Annotated in this window: 26 protein-coding genes and 1 tRNA gene; 20 read left to right on the top strand and 7 right to left on the bottom strand. The window is 52.9% G+C overall.

Translation table 11 applies throughout. From position 1 onward, the window contains the following. The first annotated feature begins 296 nt into the window (after positions 1-296). From WMO20_RS03110 to WMO20_RS03095, 4 genes are all read left to right on the top strand, one after another. Positions 297-905 (top strand): class I SAM-dependent methyltransferase, encoded by a 609-nt coding sequence (locus WMO20_RS03110; RefSeq protein ID WP_349185807.1) that lies wholly within the window; start codon positions 297-299, stop codon positions 903-905. Positions 906-914: 9 nt separating this feature from the next. Next, positions 915-1,655, top strand: a complete 741-nt coding sequence (locus tag WMO20_RS03105) for a DUF6796 family protein (RefSeq protein ID WP_349185806.1) — start codon at positions 915-917, stop codon at positions 1,653-1,655. After that, positions 1,652-2,248 carry an L-2-amino-thiazoline-4-carboxylic acid hydrolase gene (locus tag WMO20_RS03100; RefSeq protein WP_349185805.1) on the top strand — a complete coding sequence of 199 codons (597 nt, stop codon included), beginning with the start codon at positions 1,652-1,654 and terminating at the stop codon, positions 2,246-2,248. Before WMO20_RS03105 ends, WMO20_RS03100 begins: the two co-directional genes overlap by 4 nt. Positions 2,249-2,336: 88 nt before the next feature. Beyond that, positions 2,337-2,957, top strand: a complete 621-nt coding sequence (locus tag WMO20_RS03095) for a GNAT family N-acetyltransferase (RefSeq protein WP_349185804.1) — start codon at positions 2,337-2,339, stop codon at positions 2,955-2,957. 188 nt (positions 2,958-3,145) lie between these two features. Here WMO20_RS03095 and WMO20_RS03090 read toward each other — a convergent pair whose 3' ends face one another. Continuing rightward, positions 3,146-4,276, bottom strand: coding sequence for an SLC13 family permease (locus WMO20_RS03090; RefSeq protein WP_349185803.1), 1,131 nt, complete (start codon positions 4,274-4,276; stop codon positions 3,146-3,148). Positions 4,277-4,575: 299 nt separating this feature from the next. Continuing rightward, positions 4,576-5,967, bottom strand: coding sequence for a sodium-dependent transporter (locus WMO20_RS03085; RefSeq protein ID WP_316539638.1), 1,392 nt, complete (start codon positions 5,965-5,967; stop codon positions 4,576-4,578). A 208-nt stretch (positions 5,968-6,175) separates the two neighbouring features. Between WMO20_RS03085 and WMO20_RS03080 the strand changes: the two genes are divergently transcribed. Further along, complete coding sequence (locus WMO20_RS03080) at positions 6,176-7,072, top strand: LysR family transcriptional regulator (protein WP_349185802.1); 897 nt, start codon at positions 6,176-6,178, stop codon at positions 7,070-7,072. A gap of 58 nt (positions 7,073-7,130) precedes the next feature. After that, the gene (locus WMO20_RS03075; RefSeq protein ID WP_349185801.1) at positions 7,131-7,595 is read left to right on the top strand and encodes a GNAT family N-acetyltransferase; all 465 of its coding nucleotides are present in this window, start codon (positions 7,131-7,133) and stop codon (positions 7,593-7,595) included. Between the two features lie 53 nt (positions 7,596-7,648). On the opposite strand, the gene WMO20_RS03070 is transcribed toward WMO20_RS03075, so the two are convergent. After that, positions 7,649-8,056, bottom strand: a complete 408-nt coding sequence (locus WMO20_RS03070; RefSeq protein ID WP_347475229.1) for a YbaN family protein — start codon at positions 8,054-8,056, stop codon at positions 7,649-7,651. 200 nt (positions 8,057-8,256) lie between these two features. After that, on the bottom strand, positions 8,257-8,679 hold the full coding sequence (locus tag WMO20_RS03065; protein ID WP_349185800.1) for a hypothetical protein: 423 nt from the start codon (positions 8,677-8,679) through the stop codon (positions 8,257-8,259). Positions 8,680-9,148: 469 nt separating this feature from the next. Here WMO20_RS03065 and WMO20_RS03060 point away from each other — a divergent pair, with 469 nt between their 5' ends. The 5 genes from WMO20_RS03060 (at position 9,149) to WMO20_RS03035 (ending at position 14,566) form a co-directional block, all read left to right on the top strand. After that, the gene (locus WMO20_RS03060) at positions 9,149-11,995 is read left to right on the top strand and encodes a hybrid sensor histidine kinase/response regulator (protein ID WP_349185799.1); all 2,847 of its coding nucleotides are present in this window, start codon (positions 9,149-9,151) and stop codon (positions 11,993-11,995) included. A 225-nt stretch (positions 11,996-12,220) separates the two neighbouring features. Then, a complete protein-coding gene (locus WMO20_RS03050) occupies positions 12,221-12,766 on the top strand; it encodes a DUF5058 family protein (protein ID WP_349185797.1) in 546 nt (181 codons plus the stop codon). A 14-nt stretch (positions 12,767-12,780) separates the two neighbouring features. Continuing rightward, positions 12,781-13,539, top strand: coding sequence for a hypothetical protein (locus WMO20_RS03045; protein WP_349185796.1), 759 nt, complete (start codon positions 12,781-12,783; stop codon positions 13,537-13,539). A 186-nt stretch (positions 13,540-13,725) separates the two neighbouring features. Beyond that, entirely contained in the window at positions 13,726-14,115 is a 390-nt protein-coding gene (locus tag WMO20_RS03040) for a C-GCAxxG-C-C family protein (RefSeq protein WP_112091605.1), read from the top strand. Position 14,116: 1 nt separating this feature from the next. Further along, complete coding sequence (locus WMO20_RS03035; RefSeq protein ID WP_349185795.1) at positions 14,117-14,566, top strand: low molecular weight protein-tyrosine-phosphatase; 450 nt, start codon at positions 14,117-14,119, stop codon at positions 14,564-14,566. Positions 14,567-14,647: 81 nt separating this feature from the next. On the opposite strand, the gene WMO20_RS03030 is transcribed toward WMO20_RS03035, so the two are convergent. Beyond that, the gene (locus tag WMO20_RS03030; RefSeq protein ID WP_112091607.1) at positions 14,648-15,769 is read right to left on the bottom strand and encodes an AI-2E family transporter; all 1,122 of its coding nucleotides are present in this window, start codon (positions 15,767-15,769) and stop codon (positions 14,648-14,650) included. A gap of 529 nt (positions 15,770-16,298) precedes the next feature. On the opposite strand from WMO20_RS03030, the gene WMO20_RS03025 reads away from it, so the two are divergent. From WMO20_RS03025 to WMO20_RS02985, 9 genes are all read left to right on the top strand, one after another. Then, on the top strand, positions 16,299-17,093 hold the full coding sequence (locus tag WMO20_RS03025; protein ID WP_349185794.1) for a tripartite tricarboxylate transporter permease: 795 nt from the start codon (positions 16,299-16,301) through the stop codon (positions 17,091-17,093). 270 nt (positions 17,094-17,363) lie between these two features. Further along, positions 17,364-17,993, top strand: a complete 630-nt coding sequence (locus WMO20_RS03020; protein WP_349185793.1) for a TetR/AcrR family transcriptional regulator — start codon at positions 17,364-17,366, stop codon at positions 17,991-17,993. 180 nt (positions 17,994-18,173) lie between these two features. Beyond that, on the top strand, positions 18,174-18,599 hold the full coding sequence (locus WMO20_RS03015; protein WP_349185792.1) for an RNHCP domain-containing protein: 426 nt from the start codon (positions 18,174-18,176) through the stop codon (positions 18,597-18,599). A 20-nt stretch (positions 18,600-18,619) separates the two neighbouring features. Next, positions 18,620-19,366: a GNAT family N-acetyltransferase gene (locus WMO20_RS03010; protein ID WP_349185791.1), complete on the top strand. Its 747-nt coding sequence runs from the start codon at positions 18,620-18,622 to the stop codon at positions 19,364-19,366. 18 nt (positions 19,367-19,384) lie between these two features. Next, positions 19,385-19,930 carry a GNAT family N-acetyltransferase gene (locus WMO20_RS03005; RefSeq protein WP_349185790.1) on the top strand — a complete coding sequence of 182 codons (546 nt, stop codon included), beginning with the start codon at positions 19,385-19,387 and terminating at the stop codon, positions 19,928-19,930. A 97-nt stretch (positions 19,931-20,027) separates the two neighbouring features. Further along, positions 20,028-20,291, top strand: coding sequence for a hypothetical protein (locus WMO20_RS03000; protein ID WP_349185789.1), 264 nt, complete (start codon positions 20,028-20,030; stop codon positions 20,289-20,291). Position 20,292: 1 nt separating this feature from the next. After that, positions 20,293-20,466: a hypothetical protein gene (locus tag WMO20_RS02995; protein WP_349185788.1), complete on the top strand. Its 174-nt coding sequence runs from the start codon at positions 20,293-20,295 to the stop codon at positions 20,464-20,466. Between the two features lie 465 nt (positions 20,467-20,931). Continuing rightward, entirely contained in the window at positions 20,932-21,120 is a 189-nt protein-coding gene (locus WMO20_RS02990; protein ID WP_249238221.1) for an antitoxin VbhA family protein, read from the top strand. Between the two features lie 2 nt (positions 21,121-21,122). Next, positions 21,123-21,728 carry a Fic/DOC family protein gene (locus WMO20_RS02985; protein ID WP_349185787.1) on the top strand — a complete coding sequence of 202 codons (606 nt, stop codon included), beginning with the start codon at positions 21,123-21,125 and terminating at the stop codon, positions 21,726-21,728. Positions 21,729-21,771: 43 nt separating this feature from the next. Here WMO20_RS02985 and WMO20_RS02980 read toward each other — a convergent pair. Together WMO20_RS02980 and WMO20_RS02975 are read right to left on the bottom strand one after the other, a co-directional pair. Further along, positions 21,772-21,844 (bottom strand) — tRNA-Ala (locus WMO20_RS02980). Positions 21,845-21,917: 73 nt separating this feature from the next. Beyond that, positions 21,918-22,745 (bottom strand): TrmH family RNA methyltransferase, encoded by an 828-nt coding sequence (locus WMO20_RS02975; protein WP_349185786.1) that lies wholly within the window; start codon positions 22,743-22,745, stop codon positions 21,918-21,920. Between the last annotated feature and the right edge of the window lie 55 nt (positions 22,746-22,800).

Here is a 22,800-nt window from a genome sequence, read left to right as displayed (position 1 = left end):
TTACGGTGGGCTTCAGCGTGATGATGGTGCTGGATGTGGCACGGGGGTGATGGTTGAGGAATTCCGAAAGCGAAATCTACTTCAAAATCTCCGAAAATGCCGAAACTTCTTGACAGAGACAGCAGCAGGGCGTATTATTTTGGCAGAGAGACCGCTGAAAAGCGGCTTTTTATAGGATCGTAAGTTAGCACCATCTAACTTACGACACGAGAATTGCCGGTCTGTCACCCGGAGCAGTGGGCGCATCTGGTAAAAAGCATTGCATTGTGAATGGTAAACAGAAAGAGGGTAGGGCTATGTCCTTTTTTGAAAACACCCGCAAGCCCGTAGGTCTTGGTGGGAAGATCATGGTTGCTATGATGAACTTTGGGCACAGCGCAATGGCAGCGTGGGGATTGCATTTTTTGCAGCCTGCCCCGGATGCTATGGTGCTGGACTGCGGCTGCGGCGGTGGGGCGAACATCAAAACGATGTTGAAACTTTGTCCCAACGGCAAGGTGCAGGGCATCGACTACTCAGCCGTCAGCGTGGAAAAAGCGCGAAAAGTCAATGCCAGAGCCATTGCGGCAGGACGGTGTACCGTGCAACAGGCAAGCGTGACAGAGCTGCCGTTTGAAGCGGAGCAGTTTGATGTGGTGACCGCCTTTGAAACAGTTTACTTCTGGCCGGAACTTGCGCAGAATTTCAGAGAGGTCTATCGGGTGCTGAAGCCCGGCGGAATCTTTTTCATCTGCAATGAAGCAAACGGCGAAACAACAAAAGACGACAAATGGACGAAAATCATTAACGGTATGACCATCTATACGGATGCTGATCTGAAAGTGTATCTGGAGCAAGCAGGCTTTGGCAGGGTTCAGAACCACAAAAATAAAAAGGGCTGGCTGTGCATCACAGCACAGAAATGAGGTGCGATCATGAATGTGAGTAAAGAGAAGAAAGCAATCGTCGCGGGTATGGTCGGTTGCTTGCTCTATGTGATTGGCGACTTTTTGTTTTCGGCGACCGGGAAAAGCCAAAGCACAGAATCCATTGGGCTGATGGTCAAGGTAGCCTATCTCGATATGGCGACATGGCGCATGGTGCTCAGCATTATCTGCGGCGTGCTGGGAACAGCACTTTATTATATCGGATTTCACCAGATGTGGAAACTCCTGAAGCGGCATCTCTCCCAACCGAAACAGCGGAAGTGGGTCAAGATGTTTCAGGCTGCATATCTCACCGGTACGGTCTGCTGGGGTTATGTCCACGCCATGTTTATGAATGTGGCACTGATCTTTAAGTTTGCCTTTGTGCAATACGACGATATGCGGGCGGCGGCTGAAATTGCCAACAAGGTGTTTTACTGCAATGCCGCGCCGCTGCTGGCATCGTATATTCTCTGCGATGTGCTGCTTTCCATCGTGATGCTCGTGCTGATCTGGAAGCGAATGCTCCCATTGAAAAGCACAGGACAGCGGATACTGGCGTCCCTCTGCAATCCTATCGCCTTTGCCGGGATCGTGGGCAATCTGTTCACGCTTCTGCCGTGGCCGCTTAATCAGATCGACCACGGAACGGAATCCACCGGGCACCTGCTGGTTCTGGCGCTTGGACTGGTTCTCCTGCGAGAAATGACAAAAAGTGGAGAGTTAAAAGAGGTGGAGGTCAGACGATGAAGGAGACTTATCTTTCCCGTGACTTCCGGGAGACTGCGGCACAGCGCTTTCCCACGCAGGCAAAGCAGCTGAACGCCGCTTTTGATGCACGCCTGAATGCGCTGCTGGCTGAAAATGCAGGTGCAAGCAAGGAAAAGCAGTACCACCTCAAGCGGCAGATCTTACCGGGCATTGCGGCCTACGAAACCTTACAGCGGGTCATGCCGAAAGAAGAAGCACTGCAAACCGTTCACGGCTATGTGGAGCGCTTGGCGAGAACGAGCCACAAACAGCTTGCCGCCCTGCTGCACATACCGGGGCTTTACCGCCTTGTTCCCGGTGTTTTTGTCAAATCCACCCGGAGCGTTTTCGGCCCGGCGGCGGGCTTTGCCCCAAAAGAACTGCAGACCGGTAACGGCGTCTGGCGTGTGGATATGATGAAGTGTCCCTATCACGACACCTGCACAGAATACGGCTGCCCGGAGCTGTGCCGCTGTTTTTGTGACAGTGATGACATCAGCTATACCGGGCTGCATCCGAAACTGATCTGGGAGAGAAGCATGACGCTGGGGCGCGGCAATGATCGCTGTGATTTTTGCATGAAGGTTCGATAATAGCGGGGAGACATATTGGCATGGAGCACTTTTTGGCAGACGGCGAGACAGTGGCAGATGCGCAGCAGAATCAGGAAAGTGAAATACAATGAAAGTTACAACATTAGACGAGAAATCCATCCGTGATATCGGCCATGCCTTCGGCTATTATGACTATGGAGAGGAAACAGGAATGTCCGCTGCCTTTTCCGGGAAAGAAGCCACGGCAAACTATATCTGCGCTTATGTGCGCGGGGTGCTGCGGGGCGGCTTTCTGCACACCACCAGCGAGCGGGGCGAGGGCTATATCGCCTACAAGCTGCCGAAGGAGAAGATGGGGCTCAAGACCATGTGGCCCATTGCCTGCGGAATGCTGCACAACTCTACTCTGAAGCGCCTTCTGCGGTTTGGAATCGCCATCAAGCGGGGCGGCGCTTCCCTGCAAGACCGCATGGACAAGGAAAAGAAGCCTTATATTTTCGTTGGCCTTGTCTGTGTGCGGGAGAAATATCAGGGGCAGGGTTATATGCGCAAGGTGCTGAACTTTGCATTTGCCGAGGGCGACCGGCTGGGCGTGCCGGTGATTCTGGAAACGGATGCCAAAAGCAAGTGCGACAAATATGTGCATCTGGGCATGGAACTTGCCGGGATGCACGATCTTGGTGCATTTGGCAAGCTGTATGATTTGATCAGGTACCCGGAGCCGACCAAAGCAAACGGGACAGTGTGAGGAAAGGACGGCGGCGCAATAAAGAAAAAACAAAACGGTTCATCCGCTGGTGCATACGGTAAAACCAAAGGGAGTTCTGCCCGGACCTTCGTCCATGACAGAACTCCCTTTTTTACTTCATAAATCTCAGTGCGAAGGTCTGCCGGGCAGCAGGAAAAAGACGTTCATAGCGCTGCCTGCTGCCACGCTCAGCGGAGCAAAAACCACACGCCCAGCAGGATCGCAAGGAAAATCAGATTGGACAGGGTGAACAGCCCGAAATACTGTCTCTTCCCCTGTGGCAGCTCCCGTGCAATCTGCCGGTAGGAAATAAGACTGGCCATGGATGCGATCAAAGTGCCAAGACCTCCCAGATTAGTGCCGATAATGAGGGCTTGTGTCTCTGCCGTGAACCCGGACAGCAGCAGGGCGGCGGGAACATTGCTGGTGACCTGCGAAGCAAGAACCGCTACCAGAACTTCCCGACCGGTCAAAAACTCCTGCAGCCAGCCGGAGAAAGCGGGAATGCGGCCAAGATTGCCAATGAAGATGAAAAAAGCTACAAAGGTCAGAAGCAGGGAATAGTCCACCGTCCGCAAGGTGCGTGGGTCTGCAAAAAGGGCGCAGACGAGCACAGCGGCAAAGGCAATGCCATAGGGCAGCACCCGGATCACGGACAGCAGGCAAACGGCAAACAACACCAGATACAGCAAGATGATTTTCTGATCTCCCTGAGATGCAGAGGAAGAAACAAGCTCGTCCACGGAGAGGGCGGCAGAGGTTTTCCGGCAGACCATTGCTGCCCAAGCCAGCAGCAGGAGCAGAGAGACCAGGGTGTAGGGCAGCATAAGAAGCACAAAGCCTCCGATGCTCATGCCGCTTTTTCCGTAAAGATAGAGGTTCTGCGGGTTGCCGATGGGAGTCAGCATACTGCCAAGGTTTGCCGCAACGGTCTGCATACAGACCACCGGGATCAGAAGAGCGCGGCGGACATCTGCTCCCAGACGGTTCAAGACCACGAATGTAAAGGGAACGAAGGTCAGCAGGGAAACATCGTTGGTGATGAACATACTTCCGAAAAAGCACAGCCCGACCAGTACCATCGTCAGCTGAAAGGTGCTGTGAGTGCGGGACAGCAATGTGCGTCCCAGCCCATCAAAAAAGCCTTGCCGCCGCAGCCCGGCCATGACCGTCATCAGGGAAAACAGGATCGCCAGTGTGCGCAGGTCGATGTAGCCGATATACTGCACATCCGGCGGAACAAAGAAGGCGGAGACAACGGCCAGAACAGCGGCTGCGGTGAGGACCGTTTCCTGCTGGAGAAATTGTTTGAGTTTCATAGAGACACATCCTTATAGTTGCAAAGGCAGTCCTGATGCGGTGCCGGACGGCTTTTTTGGTATTTCAGAACAGCAGCTTTTGCAATTCATTTTTGCAGCACCATCCTACTCCATTAGCGGGGCATCGTCAAGAGAAAACAGAAAAAACGCGATTCGAGCAAGAAAAAACGGATGGCTCCGCAGAACCATCCGCTAAAACTGGTATACTTAGTCTTTCCGATACTTATACGCACCCTCAATGGCGTCAATTTCCGTGGGAATACAGAAGTTTACGTCCTGATACATGGGAGAGTAGCCTTTTAAGCAAGGATTCCGGTGGACTGCAAAAACAGCACCAGCATCATCACCGGGGCAACATAGCGGATCATCACCCGGTAGAGCTTCTTGCGGCGGAAGGTCTCGCCGCCCCGCTGCATCTCGTCAATGACGTAATCCGGCGTCATGACCCAGCCGATCAGGATGGTGGACAGCAGGGCAATGAAAGGCATCATGACACTGTTGCTGACGTAGTCCATGATATCCAGCAGCTGAGCCGCAGAGCCGTTGGGCAGCTGTACCTCAAAATAGAAGATGCTGTAACCCAGCGCAATGATGGCGGAAGCGGCCAGATAAATGACCGCCAGCACAAGCACCGTCTTTTTGCGGCCCGAGTGGAAGATCTCCATGCAGTTGGCGGTGATGGATTCCAGCACCGAGATGCAGGAGGTCAGGGTGGCAAAAATAGCGGTGACGAAGAACAGGATGCCCACGAAAGTACCGGCCTTGCCCATGGCGGCAAACACCTTGGGCAGCGAGACGAACATCAGGCTGGGGCCTGCGCTCATGCCCTCGGTGCCGGAGAACACATACACGGCGGGGATGATCATAGCACCGGCCAGCAGAGCTACACCGGTATCAAAAATCTCGATCTGATTTACCGCCTTGTTCAGGTCTACGTCCGGTTTGACGTAGGAACCGTAGGTGATCATAATACCCATGGACACGCTGAGAGAGAAGAACAGCTGGCTCATGGCGTCCAGCAAAATCTGCAAAAAGCGGCTGACGGTCAGCCCTTCCATATGCGGGGTCAGGTAGTAGCGCAGACCTTCCAGACCGGTACGCATCTGCCCGGAGGCGTCCTCGTGGCGCAGGGTGAGGGCGTAGCCCGCGATCACGACCACCAGCACCAGCAAAATGGGCATCATGTAGCGGGACACCCGCTCAATGCCGCCCTCCACGCCGTTGTACACGATGAAAGCTGTTACGCCCATGAACAGCAGAGCGAACACCACGGGCGACACCGGCGAGGTGATAAAGCTGGTGAAATAGCCGTCCTCGGCAGCGGCAGCAGACTGCCCGGTGAGGTAGACCACCGCATATTTCGTGATCCACCCGCCGATGACGGCGTAGTAGGTCATGATCAGAACCGGCACCAGAAAGGTGAGGATGCCGAGGAATTTCCACTTGGGACGCATGGTCTCGTAGGCGCGGATGGCACTCTGCTTGGTGCGGCGTCCGATGGCGATATCCGAGGTGAGCAGGGTGAAGCCAAAGGTCAGCACCAGCACCAGATACACCAGCAAAAACAAACCGCCGCCATCCTTTGCGGCAAGGTACGGAAACCGCCACAGGTTGCCGACACCCACCGCACTTCCGGCGGCAGCAAGGACAAATCCGATTTGTCCGGAGAAACTGCTTGCTTTCTTTTCCATGATTCTCAAACTCCTATCCTAACTGCAATCCAGCATATTGATTTGTTGGCAACAACGGCTGGATTGCGTGTCGCAAAGATGCTGCTTGGAGCAGGCATCTTGTTTATCTTGCGACGAACTATTGTAATATAGGATAACATGAAGTATCATATCAGTAAACACAATAAAATTACTATGACCTATAAATTTTACTTATGGAGCGTTTGCGATGCGGGAACAGAAAGACCGATACGAGATATTTTTGAAGGTATGCGAAACGGGCAGTTTTTCCAAAGCAGCGGAGGCACTGAACTATACCCAATCCGGCATCAGCCAGATGATGGCGGGGCTGGAAGAAGAACTGGGGGTGCAGCTGTTCGCCCGCATCAACCGGGGCGTGACCCTGACCGATAACGGAACACGTCTTTTGCCCTACATCCGGGAACTGGCAAACCAGAAGACCCGGCTGCGGCAGGCGGCGTTCAACATCAACCACAAGGTGGAGGGCAAACTGCGGGTGGGCAGCATTTCCAGCATCACAACGCTCTGGATGCCGGAAGTCGTGCACTATTTCAAGGAGCATTACCCGAAGGTGAAGATCGAAATTCTGGACGGCAACTATGATGAGATCCGAGAATGGATCATCCGTGGACAGGTGGACTGCGGTTTTCTCTCGTCCATTGTGGCAGACGACCTGAAATTCTACCCGCTCCGGGATGACCCGTTGTGTGCCGTGTTCCCGGAGGGGCATCCGCTGGCTGCACAGCCCAGTGTGACCCTGCCGCAGCTGTTTCAAGCTCCGCTCATCATCGAAACCCCCGGCTGCGACAACGATATCCAGCACCTGATGCTCAAGTGCCCGGTGAAGCCGAATATTGCATACAGCTTCCGGGACGATACCCTCATCATGGCCTTCGTGCGCAGCGGGCTGGGCGTGACCATCTCGCAGGAGCTGGTGATGCAGGCATTCGGCTGCCCCGGTGTGGTGTCCCGCCCGCTGGAGCCTGCCTGCTGCCGGACGCTGGGGCTGGCGTTTTCCAAGACGGCAAGCTCGGTGGTGAGCCGGACACTGCTGGAATATCTGAAATCCACCCGGCAGCGAAAGGATACACCGCAGATAAAATAAGAACGAAAAGCGTGATATACTGAGTGGGAAAACTAGGAATTGCGGGAGAGAACACGATATGAATTTAAAATACAAGAGAGCAACGCTTGAAGATATCGATATGTTGACAAAAACGAGAATAGAGGTGTTAAGAGCGGCTAATAAACTTTCTGCTGATACGGATATGAGCGAAGTTGAAAGACGATCCTATAATTATTATCAAAAAGCTCTTTGTGACGGCTCTCATATTGCATATTTGGTTTTTGACGGAAATCGTTTTGTAGGGGCTGGTGGTGTTAGTTTTTTTCAAGTAATGCCGACTTACCACAATCCAAATGGAAACAAGGCTTATATCATGAATATGTATACTGATCCTGAATATCGAAGACTGGGAATTGCTTATAAAACATTAGATATGCTGATTAGAGATACTAAAAGCAAGGGTATTACAGCTATTTCATTAGAAGCAACTGAGATGGGACGACCATTGTATGAAAAGTATGGATTTGTAAAAATGAATGATGAAATGGAATTGCCAGAGTGATAACTTCGCGTTTGTAGAGCGAAGCGGAACATGAATGCCCCAGTGGAAGGCAATTACTCTGCGTTCTCCGGTTTCTGTTCCGCAGGCTTTATGGTCTTGACTCGCAGGGTGAAGTACAGCAAATGACAGACCCACACCACGGCAATGCAGACCCTGCCGATGGGCGCATTTTTCATGCAAAGAAAGCCGATGGCCATAACAGCGGTGACCATTGCGATGATCTTGCATTTTGTTCCGGCGGTCATGGCTTTTTTCTGAACGAAGCTGTCCAGATGTTTTTTATATAAGTTCGTACCTACGAACCAATCGTGCAGTTTTTGGGAGCTTTTCGCAAAGCAGAGCAGGGTTGCCATGTAGAAGGGGACGGTGGGCAGAATGGGAAGCACGATCCCTACGGTGCCCAGAACCATGCAAAGAAAGCCCAGTACGATCCAGAATGCTTTTAAGAGTTTTTTCATCATCTTCTCCTGTTGATTTTTTGTGTTGCTGCACGGCAGTGCAGAGCGAGCGTCTCCGTCACAGTTTCAAAACGGAGATCTTAAATGTTAGTGATAACTAACTTCCTGCCTTATGAAAAGCCGCCCGTTGGCGACTTTTCTGGAGAGATAATACGATATTCTGGAAACTTTGTCAAGATGTACTTTGCGGAGCGCTGCGCCTGTTACCCGTATATTTTCCCTACGATCTTTCCGCGCGCAGCAGCGGGCAGAAGCTTGCACAGCAGGCTCAGGAATTTATACTGTGCACCGGCAACATAAACGACGGCGGGTTTCTTTTTCTCCACAATGCCGGCAATGTACCGTCCGATGTCTGCCGGGTCCATGCCGTTTTGCTCGTCGTGCTCCATCTGACTGACGCTCCGGGAGATGCGTCCGCCATATTCATCATCGCCGAGAATACTTTTCTGGCGTGCTTTTGTAAATCCGGTGCAGATGTCTCCCAACTCTACAACGGTAACAATGTTGATCTGATTAGAGTATACCGCATTGCAAGACAGCTGTCTATATTGCAGCCGAATTATCACAGAGCACGGGATGTGATGCAACAGCTGATGGAAGTACAGCACACCGAAGAATGTGATCATCGGCTTGACCGCCGTTGCGGTGAATGACTCCTGAAATCGGGGGCGGAAGGCGTTGCACGTCTGATTATGGTAAAAGTCTTATGAGTGAAATGCTGCTGACTTATGACGGCAACCAGAAACGCTATGCGCAAATTGGCAGAAAAGCTTGCCGCAAATCATGAATAACAGATAGCTTTTCATAAGCGAGTGACCTGAAAAAGGCTGCTCGCTTTTTGTTGTCATTGCTGTATTTTGGCGGTAACGGTATTTTGTCAGTAGGGGATAAACACGTGTCGTAAAAATAAGTGCTCTTTACGAGAAAAAATTCTTGAAACGCTTTTGCTATAATGTTACAATGTATACTATATAATGGTATATATTCAAAAAGCTGCTGACAGCAGAACAAGATATTGCAAGCACCTTCCTGAAATCGGTGAAGTGAAAACGAGACCGGAATAAGACCGTCTGGGGCGGAGAAAGATTGGATAAAATGAAAAACTCTGGAATGAGCGAAACCATGCAGACCCTGCTGCGGAAAAGTGTCTGTGCGATGCTGAGCCTGCTGCTGTTGCTGTCAGCCGTGCTCCCTGTGAAAGCTGCCGCAGAGACCGCCCCTGCAAAGGTCGTCCGTGTCGGCTCGTTTGAGGATACTTTCAACTATGTCAACGAGAAAGGCGCAAGAAAAGGCTACGGCTACGAATTGCTGGAGACCTTATCCGGCTATACGGGCTGGCAGTTCGAGTATGTGACCTGCGACTGGTCAGACTGCTTTGAAAAGCTCGAAAACGGCGAGATCGACATCATGGGCGATATTTCCTATACGGAGGACCGCGCCGGGGAGATGCTGTTTTCGGACGAGCCGATGGGAGTGGAAAAATATTACCTCTACGCCGATCTCTCACGCGCAGACATCTCCGTCTCCGATTTCAAAACGCTGAACGGCAAAAAGATTGGTGTTCTGATGGGAACGGAGCCGGAAGTGATGCTGACCGAGTGGGAAGAAAAATACGGCCTGAAAACGGAACACGTCAACGTCTCCAACAACGAGGATGTAAAGCAAAAACTGGCAAACCACGAGATCGACTGCTTTGTCTCGTTGGAAGAATCCTTCTGGGCAGAGCGTGGCATCTCGACCATAACCCGTGTGGGAGAATCCGGCATCTACTATGCAATCAACAAAAACCGGCCTGATCTCAAGGAAGAACTGGACAGTGCGATGCGCGCGGTGGAGGACGAGGCTCCTTTTTATACGGCAGATCTGTACAAAAGATATTTCTCAATGGATTATACGCCCATCCTTACGGGGGAGGAAAAGGCGTGGCTCACAGAGCATGGCGCGATCAGGATGGGCTTTCTGACGAGCGACAGCGGCGTCAGCACCTTTGACCCTGCCACCGGGAAGCTTACCGGGGCAATCACGGACTATATTCAGTTTGCAGCAGATTGTCTGGGCAATCAGGAACTGGAATTCCAGCTGGTCGGCTATGACAGCAAGGAAGCAGAACTGGATGCGCTGAAATCGGGCGAGATCGACATGATCTTCCATTGCGACCAGAACCCCAATCTGGCGGAAGAGTATCACTTTGCCCGTACCAACACAACGTGGACCTTCAACCTGATGGCGGTCACGAACAAACAGTACTTTAACGAAAACAATGTAAACCGCATTGCTGTTCCCCAAAACAAACTCTCCCTGAAAAAGTACCTTGCGTTTTATTATCCGCAGTGGGAGATCGTGGACTGCGATACACAGGAGGATGCCGCAAAGCTGGTCAAAGACGGACAGGCGGATTGCTTTGTTACCGGGATCAGCAGTGAGAATAAATACAGCAAGAAATACAGCTTTTACAGCGTTCCGCTGGTAAACCCTGTAAGATCCTGCTTTGCGGTCAATAGCGGAAACCGCAGCCTGTTGTCCATCCTGAACAAAACAATCAAGGCAATGCCTGTTAATATGCTTGCCGGCGCGCTTGCGATGTATAAGAGCTCCGCGCGGAAGGTTACCCTGAGCGATTTTATAAAGGATAACTTCTTTAAGGTTATGTTGATCAGCAGCATTGCTGTTGCAGTCGTTCTGCTCACGATTTTGATGCTGCTCCAGAAGGCGCGTAAAGCCGAAGCTGCTGCAAGGAAAGCCGCAAACGATACGCAGGAACTGAATGCAAAATTGCAGGTCGCTGTGGAAAAAGCAGAGAGCGCGAACCGCGCCAAATCCACCTTCCTGTTCAATATGTCCCATGATATCCGCACGCCCATGAACGCCATTATCGGTTACGCAGACCTTGCCTCCCGGCATCTGGATGACCCTGCAAAGCTGGAAAAATACATGGAGAATATTCAGGTATGCGGACAGAACCTGCTGATGCTGCTGAACAATGTGCTGGATCTTGCCCGCATTGAAAACGACAAAACGGAGATCGAATATTCTGTTTCGGATATCGAAAAAGATTTCCGCAACTGCATTGCGATATTCCAGAATCAGGCAGACAGCAAGGGGCAGACGCTTATGGTGACGACACAGCTGCTGTATCCGTATGTCTATGCGGATATCCCGCACCTGACCGAGGTGTGCACGAACCTTGTCAGCAACGCGGTCAAATACACCGGTGCCTGCGGCACGATCTGCTGTGATATCACGCAGAAGCCCGGCGAAAAAGAGGGCTGGTGCAATACGGTGATCACGGTTGCCGATAACGGCATCGGAATGTCGCAGGAGTTCCAGAAGCATATCTTTGAGCCCTTTGAACGGGAGCGCACATCCACCGTCAGCAAGGTGGAGGGCAGCGGCATCGGAATGGGCATCGTGAAAAAGCTGGTCGGGTTGATGAGCGGCACCGTGGAAGTGGAGAGCAAGATCGGTGTTGGCTCCACGTTTACCGTGACCATTCCCTGCCGCATTGCCTCGCAGGAGGAAACACAGGCGAAACGAGAGACCACTCCTTCGGACGAAAAGAGCCTGTGCGGTGTAAAGATCCTGCTGACCGAGGACAACGACCTGAATGCAGAGATCGCCACCGAACTGCTGCGGGAAGAAGGCTGCACGGTAGACCGCGCAAAAGATGGCGTGGAATGCGTGGATATGCTGGAAAAAGCTGCAAACGGAACGTATCAGCTGATCCTTATGGACATCCAGATGCCGGTGATGAACGGCTACGATGCGGCAAAAAAGATACGGCAGATGGACGACCCCCAAAAGGCAGACATCCCCATCATCGCTATGACTGCAAATGCCTTCTCCGAAGATAAACAGGCGGCGCTGGATGCCGGGATGAACGACCATGTCGCAAAGCCGATCAATATGAACATCCTTGTGCCGACCATCCAGAAATACCTTTGATGCGGACAGAAAGCTTTGCATAAGGATGCTTGCAGACCGCAATACACTCGCTAAACGAATACCGCCGAGGATGCTTCCCGTTTTGGGAGACATCCTCGGCGGTCTTTTGTATATTTCCGCATTCTCGCTGGTCTATCTCAAAAAGGCATACGACCACTGTCTGGAGCTGGGCATCACACGCAAGGAACTGAGCAACGTGATCAAATCCAGCCTTATTTTTCCGTTGTGCCCAGCCTTTCCATCGTGGTGGGCCTGTTCGTGCTCATTGCGGTGCTGGGCAGCGTGTGGGCTTGGTGGCGGCTGTCGGTCATCGGCTCGCTCTCGTATGAAACCATGATCTCCAGCTCCATTGCGCAGGTGCTGGGCTACGCATCCTCTGCAGAAATGCTGGAAAGCGCCACCGGACGGCAGTTTGGCGTGGTGATGATCCTGATGAGCGTGGGTATGCTGAGCGGCTTTCTGATCCTGCTGCCCTTTGGCAAAAAGCTGTGCAAAAGCGTGGACCGCTCTGCAGCCGAAAGCGGCGGCAGCACTTGGAAAAACGTGCTGTCCGGTGTGTTTATGCTGGTGATGTTCTCGGTGTACATCCCCATCCTGCTGTTCACCGATAATGTGCAGGCTGCCGTTATGATCACCGGTCTTGTGATCGCCATTGGTGTGGGTGTGCTGGCAAAGCGCCCGGGTCTTGCATGGCTCAATAACTTTGTGATGGCATTTTCCATGCTGGGCGGCCTTGTCTCGTCGCTGGCATGGGTACGGATCTTCGGTTAAGGAGGGAAACGGACATGAGTAAAGCAAAGACTGAGACCAAAATGGACTCCTTCCAGAGCTGGGCGCACCGCTGGGGACGCGTGGGCACCCTGATCGTCCTTATTTACATGGTGGCGCTGCCCTTTGTGGTGCTGGCTGCCTATGACAGCATCCCGTCTCTGGGCGAGGTGTTTAACGTGAACACCTTCTCCATCCTGCTCATCTACATCCCGGTGGGCTTTTCAGGAGCACTGAGCTACACCCCCATTCTGGGCTGCTCGGCGTATCTGGCGTTCATCACCGGCAACATCATGAACCTGAAGCTTCCGGTGGCGGCAAACGCCATGAACCTGACCCAAAAGCAGCCCAACACCCCGGAGGGTGAGGCCATTGCTTCGGTGGCTGTTGCGGTCTCTTCCCTGATGACCGTTGCCATCCTGACGCTGGCAGCGGTGTGTGTCTCCTTCATCAGCCCGGTGTTCGAGCTGCCCGCCGTCAAAACTGCTTCCGGCTACCTGCTGCCGGCTTTGTTCGGCTCCATGGCGCTGGGTCTGTTCGCCAGCTCGTCCAGCGGCAGCAAGGTGGTCAAAGGCGGCATCAAGGGCGTGCTGCCGGTGCTGATCATCATGACGGTGCTCTCCCTCGCCGCACGCCTTGCAGGCTACGGCTCCGTGCTGGGCGGGCTTGTGGGCATCTTTATCATCGTGATGCTGCCCATCGGCATCCTGACCTCCTATGTGCTGTGGAAAAAGGGCAAGATCCAAGTGGTGGACAAGGAGCAAAAGGAAAAATAAGCTAAAAAGTCTCCTGACGAAAAACAGTCGGCGGATGACGATACTTTAACAAACGAACGGACTTCTGCGCGTGTTTGGACGCCTGCAGAAGTCCGTTTTGCGTGCAGAGACTTTTCTGCGGGGAAAAAGCATGGTATACTGAAGGCAGTGAACCGGAACGGATCAATGAAAGACGAGGACTGTAAAATGAACATCGAAGAACGGGCAGCACAGGCTGCCGCATGGAAAGCAGCCGGACAGTGCAACTGCGCACAGGCAGTGCTGAAAGCATTCGAGGACAAGCTGCCGGTGGACACCGACACCCTGATGAAGCTGGGCGCAGGCTATGCCGCCGGTATGGGCTGCATGGAAAGCACCTGCGGCGCATTGATCGGCGCAGTGATGGTGGCAGGCGTCGTCACTAACGGCAAGGGCACGCCCCGTATCTCCAAGGAATTGCTGCAAAGCTTTCAGGAAAAGTGCGGCGCTACCATTTGTAAAGATCTGAAGGGTGTGGAGACCGGCGCACCGCTCTGCCCCTGCCCGGAGTGCGTCCGTAACGCCGTGCTGGCACTGGGCGAGGTGCTGGGAGAGTAAAATGAAGAAGGTGCTGTTTGTCTGCCACGGCAATATCTGCCGCAGCCCTATGGCGGAATTTGTGATGAAGGACTTAGTGGAAAAGGCGGGGCTTTCCGCGCAGTTTGAAATAGCTTCGGCTGCCACAAGCACCGAGGAAATCGGCAACCCGGTCTATCCGCCCGCCCGGCGGAAGCTGGCCGAGCACGGCATCTCCTGCGAGGGTAAAACCGCCCAGCAGATGACCCGGCGGGACTACGAGACCTACGACTATCTCATTGCCATGGATCACAACAACCTGCGGAACATGGAGCGGTTTGTGGGCAGCGACCCGGAGCACAAGGTGTCATTGCTGATGGACCACACCCGCCGCCCCGGCGACGTGGCAGACCCGTGGTACACCGGAGACTTTGAAGCCACATGGCAGGATGTGCTGGAAGGCTGCACCGCCTTGCTGGAAGAGCTGCGATAAAAGAAAGCACTTTCAGAAAGATCGCCTTAAAGAAAAAACAGCGCCCCGGAGAGTTTTTTTATCGCTCTCCGGGGCGCTGTTTTATTGCGGTGTTTCTTTTGTGCGCAGACGCCGGCAGGCGTCCTCTTTCACAAGCTCAATGACCACCGCCGTCAGGGGGATAAAGAAGATGATGCCGATGATGCCAAAGAGCTCTCCGCCGATCATGGCGGCAACAAGGGTGTAAAGCGGGGAAAGCCCTACGGACTTTCCCACCACACGGGGATAGATGAACTGGTTTTCAATAAACTGTACGGCAAGATACACGATAAGGCAGCGCACGGCCAGCACAGGGTCAACCAGCAGCACAAGGAACACGCTGACTACGCAGGAGATCAGTGCACCCACATAGGGGATGATGGCGCAGATGGCGGTTAGCACCCCCACCAGACTGCCGTAGGGAATCCTGAAAATGGAAAACGCAAGGGCCATCAGAACGCCAAGGATCACCGCTTCGCTGCATTGTCCTGTCAGAAAGCTTGCGAAGGATTGACGGAACAGCCGGCAGAATTTCAGGACTCCGGCGGCGTGGTCGGGCTTCAGGTAGGCACACACCAGTGTGCGGGCGTGATGGCCAAGGCTCTCCGTCCCAAGGGACATATAGATGGAGATGATCAGCGCAAACGAGGCAGTCACCACGATATTCACCGTGGCGGATACTGCCCCTACTGCATTGACCAGCACAGTGTCGATGCCTGCGGTGATCTTGTGCAGCAGCTGTTCCCAGTTGATGCCTTCCAGCCAGCTCATCAGCCAGCCCATGTCGGTATTCTGTGCGCTGAGATAGGCGGTCCAGCGGGGGATGTTGGCTTCGATCTGCACATAAAGGCTGTGGAAGGACTGTACCAGCTCCGGGATCAGCAGGGTCAAAGCCAGCACCAGCACCAGAGCAACACCCAGCAGGGTGATGAAAAAGCTGAGAAGATGGATGGCTTTAGCCGAGGGCTGCTTTTTCGCCTTGCGGAACAGGCTTTTCAGCCGCTTTTCCAGCCCGGTCATGGGCACATTGATGAAAAGCGCCAGAATACCGCCCGCCAGAATGGGCAGCACCAGATCTATGAGCTTTGCGGCAAAGGCCAGAACGGCAGAGAGCCGCAGCAGCGCTACAAAAAGCGTTACCCCTACAACGGTAACAAGCAGATACTGTTTTGTTTTTGGTTCCATGCAAAGATCCTTTCCCGGAGGTTTGTGGCAGCAGGCTGCAAAAAGACCGTCTGCGGACTTTTTATCGTATTTTTTGAAAATAGTGCCTGTCAGAACGGCATACTTGTGAGATGCAGTTTGCGGATGCTGCTTGTGTATTTATAGTATTGTAATCAGAAGAAACAGGCTTGTCAAGACGATGCAAAATGGCTGCGCAGCTTTATGACAGTACCATTCCGCTCTCTTGGGAGGAAAATATAGCTGCGGTACTGTTTCTGACGATATTGCTGCCGGAGCAGCGCGAATTTTTTTAAAGCTCCGCCTCCAAAACTGCGTATTTTGGATATGCAGCTTTGGGGCGTTTGCGTGAAAAAATGCAAACTGCTGCAAAAAGCCGCGGTACCGTAAAAAGGGAAAATAAAAGGACTGAAAAGCAGGCTGCGGAAAGGTACGGGGACTGCTGTGCCTGTGCTGCAGATGCATAAAAATCGGCTTTTTTCGGCAGGGGAACAGTCTGAACGGCGGCGTTCTGCTGGGCGCGATCCCGGGCATGACCGCCACCATGGGCGTGGCGCTGCTCATTCCGTTCTCTTTTGGTATGGATCTGATCCCGTCCATCGGCCTGCTGGACGGCTTCCAGTTCATCCCCACACTGATCGGTCTGTTCGCCGTCTCCGAGGTCATCGCCGGCGTGGAGCGCATCATCCGCGGCGAGGAGCAGGAGCAGAAGTCGAAGGAAAAGATCACCAATGTGCTGCCGGATCTCAAAACCATCCGTCAGATCTGGCCCAACATCCTTTCCGGCGGCCTTATCGGCACCTTCATCGGTGCTATCCCCGGTGCAGGCGGTGATATTGCGGTGTTCGTCTCCTACGGCGCCAGCAAGTCTGCCAGCAAGCACCCGGAGCTGTACGGCACCGGTATCCCCAACGGCGTTGCTGCTACCGAGTCTGCCAACAACGGCTGCTCCGGCGGTGCTATGATCCCGCTGCTGTCTCTGGGTGTTCCCGGCGACTCCGTCACCGCGATCCTGCTGGGTGCCTTCTCCATCAACAAAAATGCCTTTGATGTGGGCGTTTGCGTAGCCTTCGGCATCATTGGCTGGCTGATGAATAAGTACGAGTTCCCGCTTTCGCCCATTCTGCTGGCTCTCATTCTGGGACCCATGTGCGAAAAGAACTTCGTCCGCTACATGAACATCCAGCGTGGCAACTTCTTTGCCATCACCACCTCTCCCATCGCCATGGTCTTTGCCGCTGTGGCCATTCTGGTCATCGTGTTCTCGATGTATAATCAGAGCAAGATCAACAAGAAAGCAGCCGCTACTGCACAGGAGAAAGCATAACCTCCTGATAAGCACTGCCGGATAAATAACAAAAGCGCAGCTGTCCTGTTTTTGCAGGGCGGCTGCGTTTTTGTTATACGCTGCGGCTGTAAAAAACAGATGCAGTGCGAACTGCGGCGTACCCATTGAAACCCGTTGGCATTTCAAAAAAGCGCTGATGATCGCCGCTAAGCAGCAACGATTATGTTTCTGTTGAAAAGCTCTTGACAATGGGAACTTTTTTGATTATAGTAGAACTAACAAACATTAGTTAGCAAAGGGCGGAGAAAAATGGAAGACACCAAGCAGCGCATTCTGGAAAAATCTCTGGAACTATTTTCGACCAAAGGGTATGATGCGGTCAGCGTGGGCGAAATTGCAAAAGCGGTGGGCATCAAGGCTCCGTCTCTTTACAACCACTTCCCCAGCAAGCAGGCGATTTTTGATGCCATTGTAGAATCAACGGCTGCCCACTACGAAAAAGATACGGGCAGGATCGACATTCATGTGCAGAATGTAAAGCAGGACTGCCCTACGTTTTCTCATATTTCGGAGCAGGCTCTTGCGGACAAAGTTCGGCAGATCTTCCTGTATTCTTTGCACGATAAGCAGGTCAGTCAGTTCCGCCGGATGATGACGCTGGAGCAGTTCCGCTCCCCGGAGCTTGCAGCACTGTTCTCGGAACGCTATGTGGACCGTATGATCGCTTACCATGCAGGAATCTTCCGCTCCCTGATCGCAGGTGGCGAAATTCGGAATGAGGACCCGGATACATTGGCATGGATGTACGTTTCCCCGGTCATCACCCTGCTCAGTGTCTGCGACCGCCAGCCGGAACGGGAAGCCGAAAGCCTTGCAAAGCTGGACTCCCATGTAAAGCTGTTCTTCCGTACCTTTAACATTGAGGGAGGTAAGAAATAAAGGAATTTTTGAATTTTATATTGAAGTAGAAAAACGCCATAAATGCTAAAATCAAAGGAGAGCTTTTTGAAACATACAACATTTGCACTGGGACTTGTGGGCTGACCGGGAGGTCTGGCAAATACCACAAGCCACTCCTCCCGAAGACGAACAGACACAATTCTTCAGGAGGACGATACCATGAATCGTGAAAATAAACGCAAGACCTTTGAAAAAGGTTACTATAAAACCCACGCCTGCAACGATACCTTTACCTGCAAAGTCTGCGGACGGGTCTGCACCCCGCAAAATGCCGGCAGCGACCACCGCAACCATTGCCCCAACTGCCTGTCCAGCCTTCATGTGGACGAAGAACCCGGCGACCGTGTCTCCGACTGCGGCGGCATCATGGAGCCGGTGGCCGTCTGGGTACGCAAGGGCGGCGAGTGGGCCATCATCCACCGCTGTAAACGCTGCGGAAAACTCAGCTCCAACCGGGTGGCGGCAGATGATAACCCCATGAAGCTCATGAGCATTGCCATGAAGCCCCTGTGCTCTCCGCCGTTCCCGCTGGACTATATTGAAGAAATGACCGCCTTGATGGGCGGCGATGGACGGATGCGGTAAGCCGCAGGAGAAACTACAAGATGGACTATATCAGAGTTACCAAGGAAAACATCGACAAGGAACACATCTGCTGTGCCATGTCCGGCAAACAGAGCCTTGCTAAGAAGGAATGGCTCAAGCAGCGATTTGAGGAGGGGCTTGTTTTTTACCGCAGTGCGGAGCGGGGCAAATGCTTTATCGAGTACATCCCGGCAGAAAACGCATGGGTGCCCATTGAAGCGGCAGGCTGGCTTTATATCAACTGTCTGTGGGTCTCCGGCTCCCTGAAAGGGCACGGCTATTCCAGTGAGCTGCTGGAAGAATGCCTTCGGGATGCCAAGGCGCAGGGCAAAAACGGCGTTTGTATTCTGTGTGCCGAGGGGCGCAAACGGGAGTTTCTCGCTGACCCAAAGTTTTTGACCCATAAGGGCTTTAAGGCTTCGGACATCTCCGATTGCGGGATCAACCTCATGTATCTGCCCCTTGCAGAGAGTGCCCAGCCGCCAAGATTCAAGGCCTGTGCCAAACATCCCAAGGTGGAGGAAAATGGCTTTGTCCTTTATTATACCGACCAGTGCCCCTACACCTATTATTGGGTGCCAAAGGTGCAGGAGATTGCAAAGGAACATGGGATTCCGTTCAAAGCCGTTCACATCACCGAGAAAGAGATGGCTCAGAATGTTCCTGCACCGGTCACAACATACGCATTGTTCCGGGATGGGAAGTTTGTGACCCAGAGCATCCAGTCAGACAAGAAATTTTTGAAATTAGCAGGCGCAGCGGATTGAAGGATTCAGGAGGAAAAAATGAAATACGATCAAACGATTATCACTCCAAAAGGACTGGCAGTCCACATCCGAAACGGTGCGGCATCCGATGGAAGCGCCGTGCTTGAAAACTTTAATTTGACACACGCGGAAACCGATTATCTGCTGAGTTATCCTGATGAAAATCACTTTGACGCGGAACAGGAAAGCCAATACTTGGAGAAAAAGTCAACCAGCCCGAATGAGATCGAACTGATCGCCTTTGTGGATGGTAAAGTGGCAGGAACTGCCGGAATTGATGCAATCGGAGCGCAGTATAAAGTGACGCATCGTGCCGAATTTGGCATCAGTATCCTGAAAGAGTATTGGGGTCTGGGGATCGGGCGAGCCTTGATGGAAGCCTGTATCCATTGCGCTAAAACCGCCGGATACGCTCAGTTGGAGCTGGAGGTAGTGGCGGAAAACGCAAGAGCAATCTCCATGTACCAGACGGCAGGATTTGTGGAATATGGCAGAAACCCAAAAGGTTTTCGCTCTCGGAACGCTGGGTATCAGGAACTGATCTCCATGCGGCTGGAATTATAAATCTTATCATCAATCAAGACGCCAGACGCAAAGACGCAGAGCAGAACTTGTGAAAACAAGCTGCCCTGCGTCTTTTTGGCACCGGAAAGGACTTTCTGTGAATTTTTTGAGATTGATTTTTGGGAGAAAAGAGCCGTGGGTCGAATTTGAAACTCTGTACTCCACCCAGCGGCTGGAGCGTTTGCGGATCTTTATGGCGGAAAACAAGATTCCCTACAAGGTGCGGGCGGCACTGCTTCCGGTGTCGCTGAATACGCCGATGCCTACCGGAGCAATGGCTCAGTCCTTGTGGTACGTTGCAGTTCGTTCCGGGGATGTCCACCGGGTGCAGCACTATCTTCGCACAGAAAGGGATATCTAAGATGGAGCAGTTATTGGTACGTCTGCTGTTAACGGCTGGCATCCTGCTGCTGATCGCAGGGGTGATTTTTGCCATTCTCCAAGTATGGCTCTATACTGGCCTTCTCTGGGCGGGTGCGTTTGGATGCCTGATGGCAGCTTTGAACTTTCGGAATTTCAAAAACGATGGCGGCTAAAGCACACGGCATCCCCGGTAGACATTCCTACTGGCAGGAACCCTTGACCTCTCGGATGCGAACCGAACGCTCTCCCAACAGTCTCGCTTTTGTGCACACCTTATGCACTGCGAGAGAAGAAAAATCAACGTATATTCGTCTATATAAAATGCCCTGCCAGCCCAATGGACTTTCTTGACTGTAAGTACGACCACCAAGACGCTGATTTTCAGGATGAAGCAATTTGGGGCGTAATATGGTTGGCGGACAAGTGAACTACAGGCCCTTGAGATGTAACTCACATGGGGTTCAGACGTATCGCATCTCAATTCAAAATAAAATACGATGTTCCGTAAAAGCGCAACTTCTACTCTTGATGAATGGAAGATGCGCTTTTTACATTTGACAACAAGTTATAGATTGACAATAGGACACATACACGATAAACTTTATATAGTATTATGTAAATCAGAAGGAGGCCAAACCATGAGCGTCAAGTACACTACCCCTGCCCAGCACAAGAGCAACCTCCGCAATGTGTATGGAACCTTTGCCATTGAGGGTATGACCATCAGCAAAGATACGCGCAGCAACCTTGACCGCATTGGCAACGGTCAGGCCAGCTATCAGCAGGTCGTGAATGAACTGCGCGCAAAGTACGCGAAGAAGGGCTGATTATGTTCTCAAAGTATGATGTCTACACCACAGTGCAGTCCATGTACTGCTACCCGGATACGGATGTTCTGATCAACAAGTTGAACATCCGTGACAAAGCAGAACTTAAGCAGGCCGAAGAAGAATTTACTGCAGTCAAGCAGATGGCTCTGTTACAGGAGCCAATCAAGGGACGTTTTACCAAAACGCACCTGTTTCGGATTCATCGTTTCCTTTTTGAAGATGTGTACCCTTTTGCAGGACATATCCGCAAGGAACAAATCAGCAAGGGCGACACGATGTTCTACCCGCCAGACCTGATTGACCGAGAACTGGAGCGTGTGTTCAAAAACATTCACTCCAAGAAGCTGCTTGCCGAACAAGATGAAGAAAAGCAGATTCAGAATTTGTCGCAGACGATGGCCAAACTGAACATCATCCATCCATTCCGTGAGGGAAATGGCCGCAGCACCCGTGAATTGATTCGCTGCATGGCGTTAGAATATGGACTGCATATCAACTGGGGCAACACCGACCGGGAAACCTTGATTAACGCTGCAATTGCTGCCGTAGACGATGATATGGCATTCTGTGATGTTTTAATGCAGTGTGTTGAAACGAAGAACTAGCAAAAAACGCCCTGCCGGGATACGGCAGGACGTTTTGTTTTTATGGACCTAGAGGGATTCGAACCCTTGACCTCTCGGATGCGAACCGAACGCTCTCCCAGCTGAGCTATAGGCCCATGATGATGACGCTGATAGTGTACCGCGTTTTAGGGCGTTTGTCAAGCAGTTTCGGAGAGCATGAGCGGAGACTTACAACCGGCCAAGCTGCCAGAAGGCTACAGCGCTGGCGGCGGCTACGTTGAGGGAATCCACCCCATGGGACATGGGGATCTTTACGGTGTAATCGCAGGCGGCGATGGTGCTGCCTGCCAGCCCATCGCCCTCGGTGCCCAGCACGATGGCAAGCTTTGGCTCGGCGGCAAGAGCGGGGTTGTCAATGCTGACCGAGCGGTCGCTCAGCGCCATGGCAGCGGTCTTGAAGCCCAGCGCGTGGAGCTGGGCGCTGCCGTTTTCCGGCCAGTCGGCAGGGCAGGTGCCGATCTGCGCCCACGGCACCTGAAACACGGTGCCCATGCTCACCCGCACCGCGCGGCGGCACAGCGGGTCGCAGCAGGAGGGGGTGATGAGCACGGCATCCATGTTCAGCGCGGCAGCGCTGCGGAAGATAGCGCCCACGTTGGTGGAATCCACGATGCCTTCCAGCACAGCCACCCGGCGGGCGTGAGCACAAACCTGCTCCACCGTGCGGGGCGCAGGGCGGTGGAAGGCGCACAGCACGCCCCGGGTCAGCGCAAAGCCGGTGAGCTGTGCCAGCAGTTCCCGGTCGGCGGTGTACACCGGCACATCGCCGCAGCGGGTCAGGATCTCCTGTGCCGGGCCGGTGATCTGCCTGCGCTCCATCAGCAGGGAAAGGGGCTGATATCCGGCGTCCAGCGCCCGGGCGATCACCTTGGGGCTTTCGGCGATAAAAATGCCCTTTTCCGGCTCCAGCCGGTTGCGCAGCTGCGCCTGCGTGAGCCGGGCGTAGATGTCCAGTTCCGGGGCGGTAAGGTCGGTGATCTCGTGAATGACAGGCATGGAAACGCTCCTTCAAAACAGATTTTTCCTTATTGTAGCACAAGCCGGGGCAGAA

This window comes from Faecalibacterium intestinale (assembly GCF_040096575.1).
Lineage (GTDB): Bacteria > Bacillota > Clostridia > Oscillospirales > Ruminococcaceae > Faecalibacterium > Faecalibacterium intestinale.
The sequence above is the reverse complement of the archived record's forward strand: the minus strand, read 5'-3'. Positions and strand labels throughout refer to the sequence as shown.

Bases quoted from the DNA above. Each gene is read 5' to 3' on its own strand.
- WMO20_RS03110 (WP_349185807.1), top strand. From the start codon at position 297: ATGTCCTTTTTTGAAAACACCCGCAAGCCCGTAGGTCTTGGTGGGAAG.
- WMO20_RS03105 (WP_349185806.1), top strand. From the start codon at position 915: ATGAATGTGAGTAAAGAGAAGAAAGCAATCGTCGCGGGTATGGTCGGT.
- WMO20_RS03100 (WP_349185805.1), top strand. From the start codon at position 1,652: ATGAAGGAGACTTATCTTTCCCGTGACTTCCGGGAGACTGCGGCACAG.
- WMO20_RS03095 (WP_349185804.1), top strand. From the start codon at position 2,337: ATGAAAGTTACAACATTAGACGAGAAATCCATCCGTGATATCGGCCAT.
- WMO20_RS03090 (WP_349185803.1), bottom strand. From the start codon at position 4,276: ATGAAACTCAAACAATTTCTCCAGCAGGAAACGGTCCTCACCGCAGCC.
- WMO20_RS03085 (WP_316539638.1), bottom strand. From the start codon at position 5,967: ATGGAAAAGAAAGCAAGCAGTTTCTCCGGACAAATCGGATTTGTCCTT.
- WMO20_RS03080 (WP_349185802.1), top strand. From the start codon at position 6,176: ATGCGGGAACAGAAAGACCGATACGAGATATTTTTGAAGGTATGCGAA.
- WMO20_RS03075 (WP_349185801.1), top strand. From the start codon at position 7,131: ATGAATTTAAAATACAAGAGAGCAACGCTTGAAGATATCGATATGTTG.
- WMO20_RS03070 (WP_347475229.1), bottom strand. From the start codon at position 8,056: ATGATGAAAAAACTCTTAAAAGCATTCTGGATCGTACTGGGCTTTCTT.
- WMO20_RS03065 (WP_349185800.1), bottom strand. From the start codon at position 8,679: ATGATCACATTCTTCGGTGTGCTGTACTTCCATCAGCTGTTGCATCAC.
- WMO20_RS03060 (WP_349185799.1), top strand. From the start codon at position 9,149: ATGAAAAACTCTGGAATGAGCGAAACCATGCAGACCCTGCTGCGGAAA.
- WMO20_RS03045 (WP_349185796.1), top strand. From the start codon at position 12,781: ATGAGTAAAGCAAAGACTGAGACCAAAATGGACTCCTTCCAGAGCTGG.
- WMO20_RS03040 (WP_112091605.1), top strand. From the start codon at position 13,726: ATGAACATCGAAGAACGGGCAGCACAGGCTGCCGCATGGAAAGCAGCC.
- WMO20_RS03035 (WP_349185795.1), top strand. From the start codon at position 14,117: ATGAAGAAGGTGCTGTTTGTCTGCCACGGCAATATCTGCCGCAGCCCT.
- WMO20_RS03030 (WP_112091607.1), bottom strand. From the start codon at position 15,769: ATGGAACCAAAAACAAAACAGTATCTGCTTGTTACCGTTGTAGGGGTA.
- WMO20_RS03025 (WP_349185794.1), top strand. From the start codon at position 16,299: ATGACCGCCACCATGGGCGTGGCGCTGCTCATTCCGTTCTCTTTTGGT.
- WMO20_RS03020 (WP_349185793.1), top strand. From the start codon at position 17,364: ATGGAAGACACCAAGCAGCGCATTCTGGAAAAATCTCTGGAACTATTT.
- WMO20_RS03015 (WP_349185792.1), top strand. From the start codon at position 18,174: ATGAATCGTGAAAATAAACGCAAGACCTTTGAAAAAGGTTACTATAAA.
- WMO20_RS03010 (WP_349185791.1), top strand. From the start codon at position 18,620: ATGGACTATATCAGAGTTACCAAGGAAAACATCGACAAGGAACACATC.
- WMO20_RS03005 (WP_349185790.1), top strand. From the start codon at position 19,385: ATGAAATACGATCAAACGATTATCACTCCAAAAGGACTGGCAGTCCAC.
- WMO20_RS02995 (WP_349185788.1), top strand. From the start codon at position 20,293: ATGGAGCAGTTATTGGTACGTCTGCTGTTAACGGCTGGCATCCTGCTG.
- WMO20_RS02990 (WP_249238221.1), top strand. From the start codon at position 20,932: ATGAGCGTCAAGTACACTACCCCTGCCCAGCACAAGAGCAACCTCCGC.
- WMO20_RS02985 (WP_349185787.1), top strand. From the start codon at position 21,123: ATGTTCTCAAAGTATGATGTCTACACCACAGTGCAGTCCATGTACTGC.
- WMO20_RS02975 (WP_349185786.1), bottom strand. From the start codon at position 22,745: ATGCCTGTCATTCACGAGATCACCGACCTTACCGCCCCGGAACTGGAC.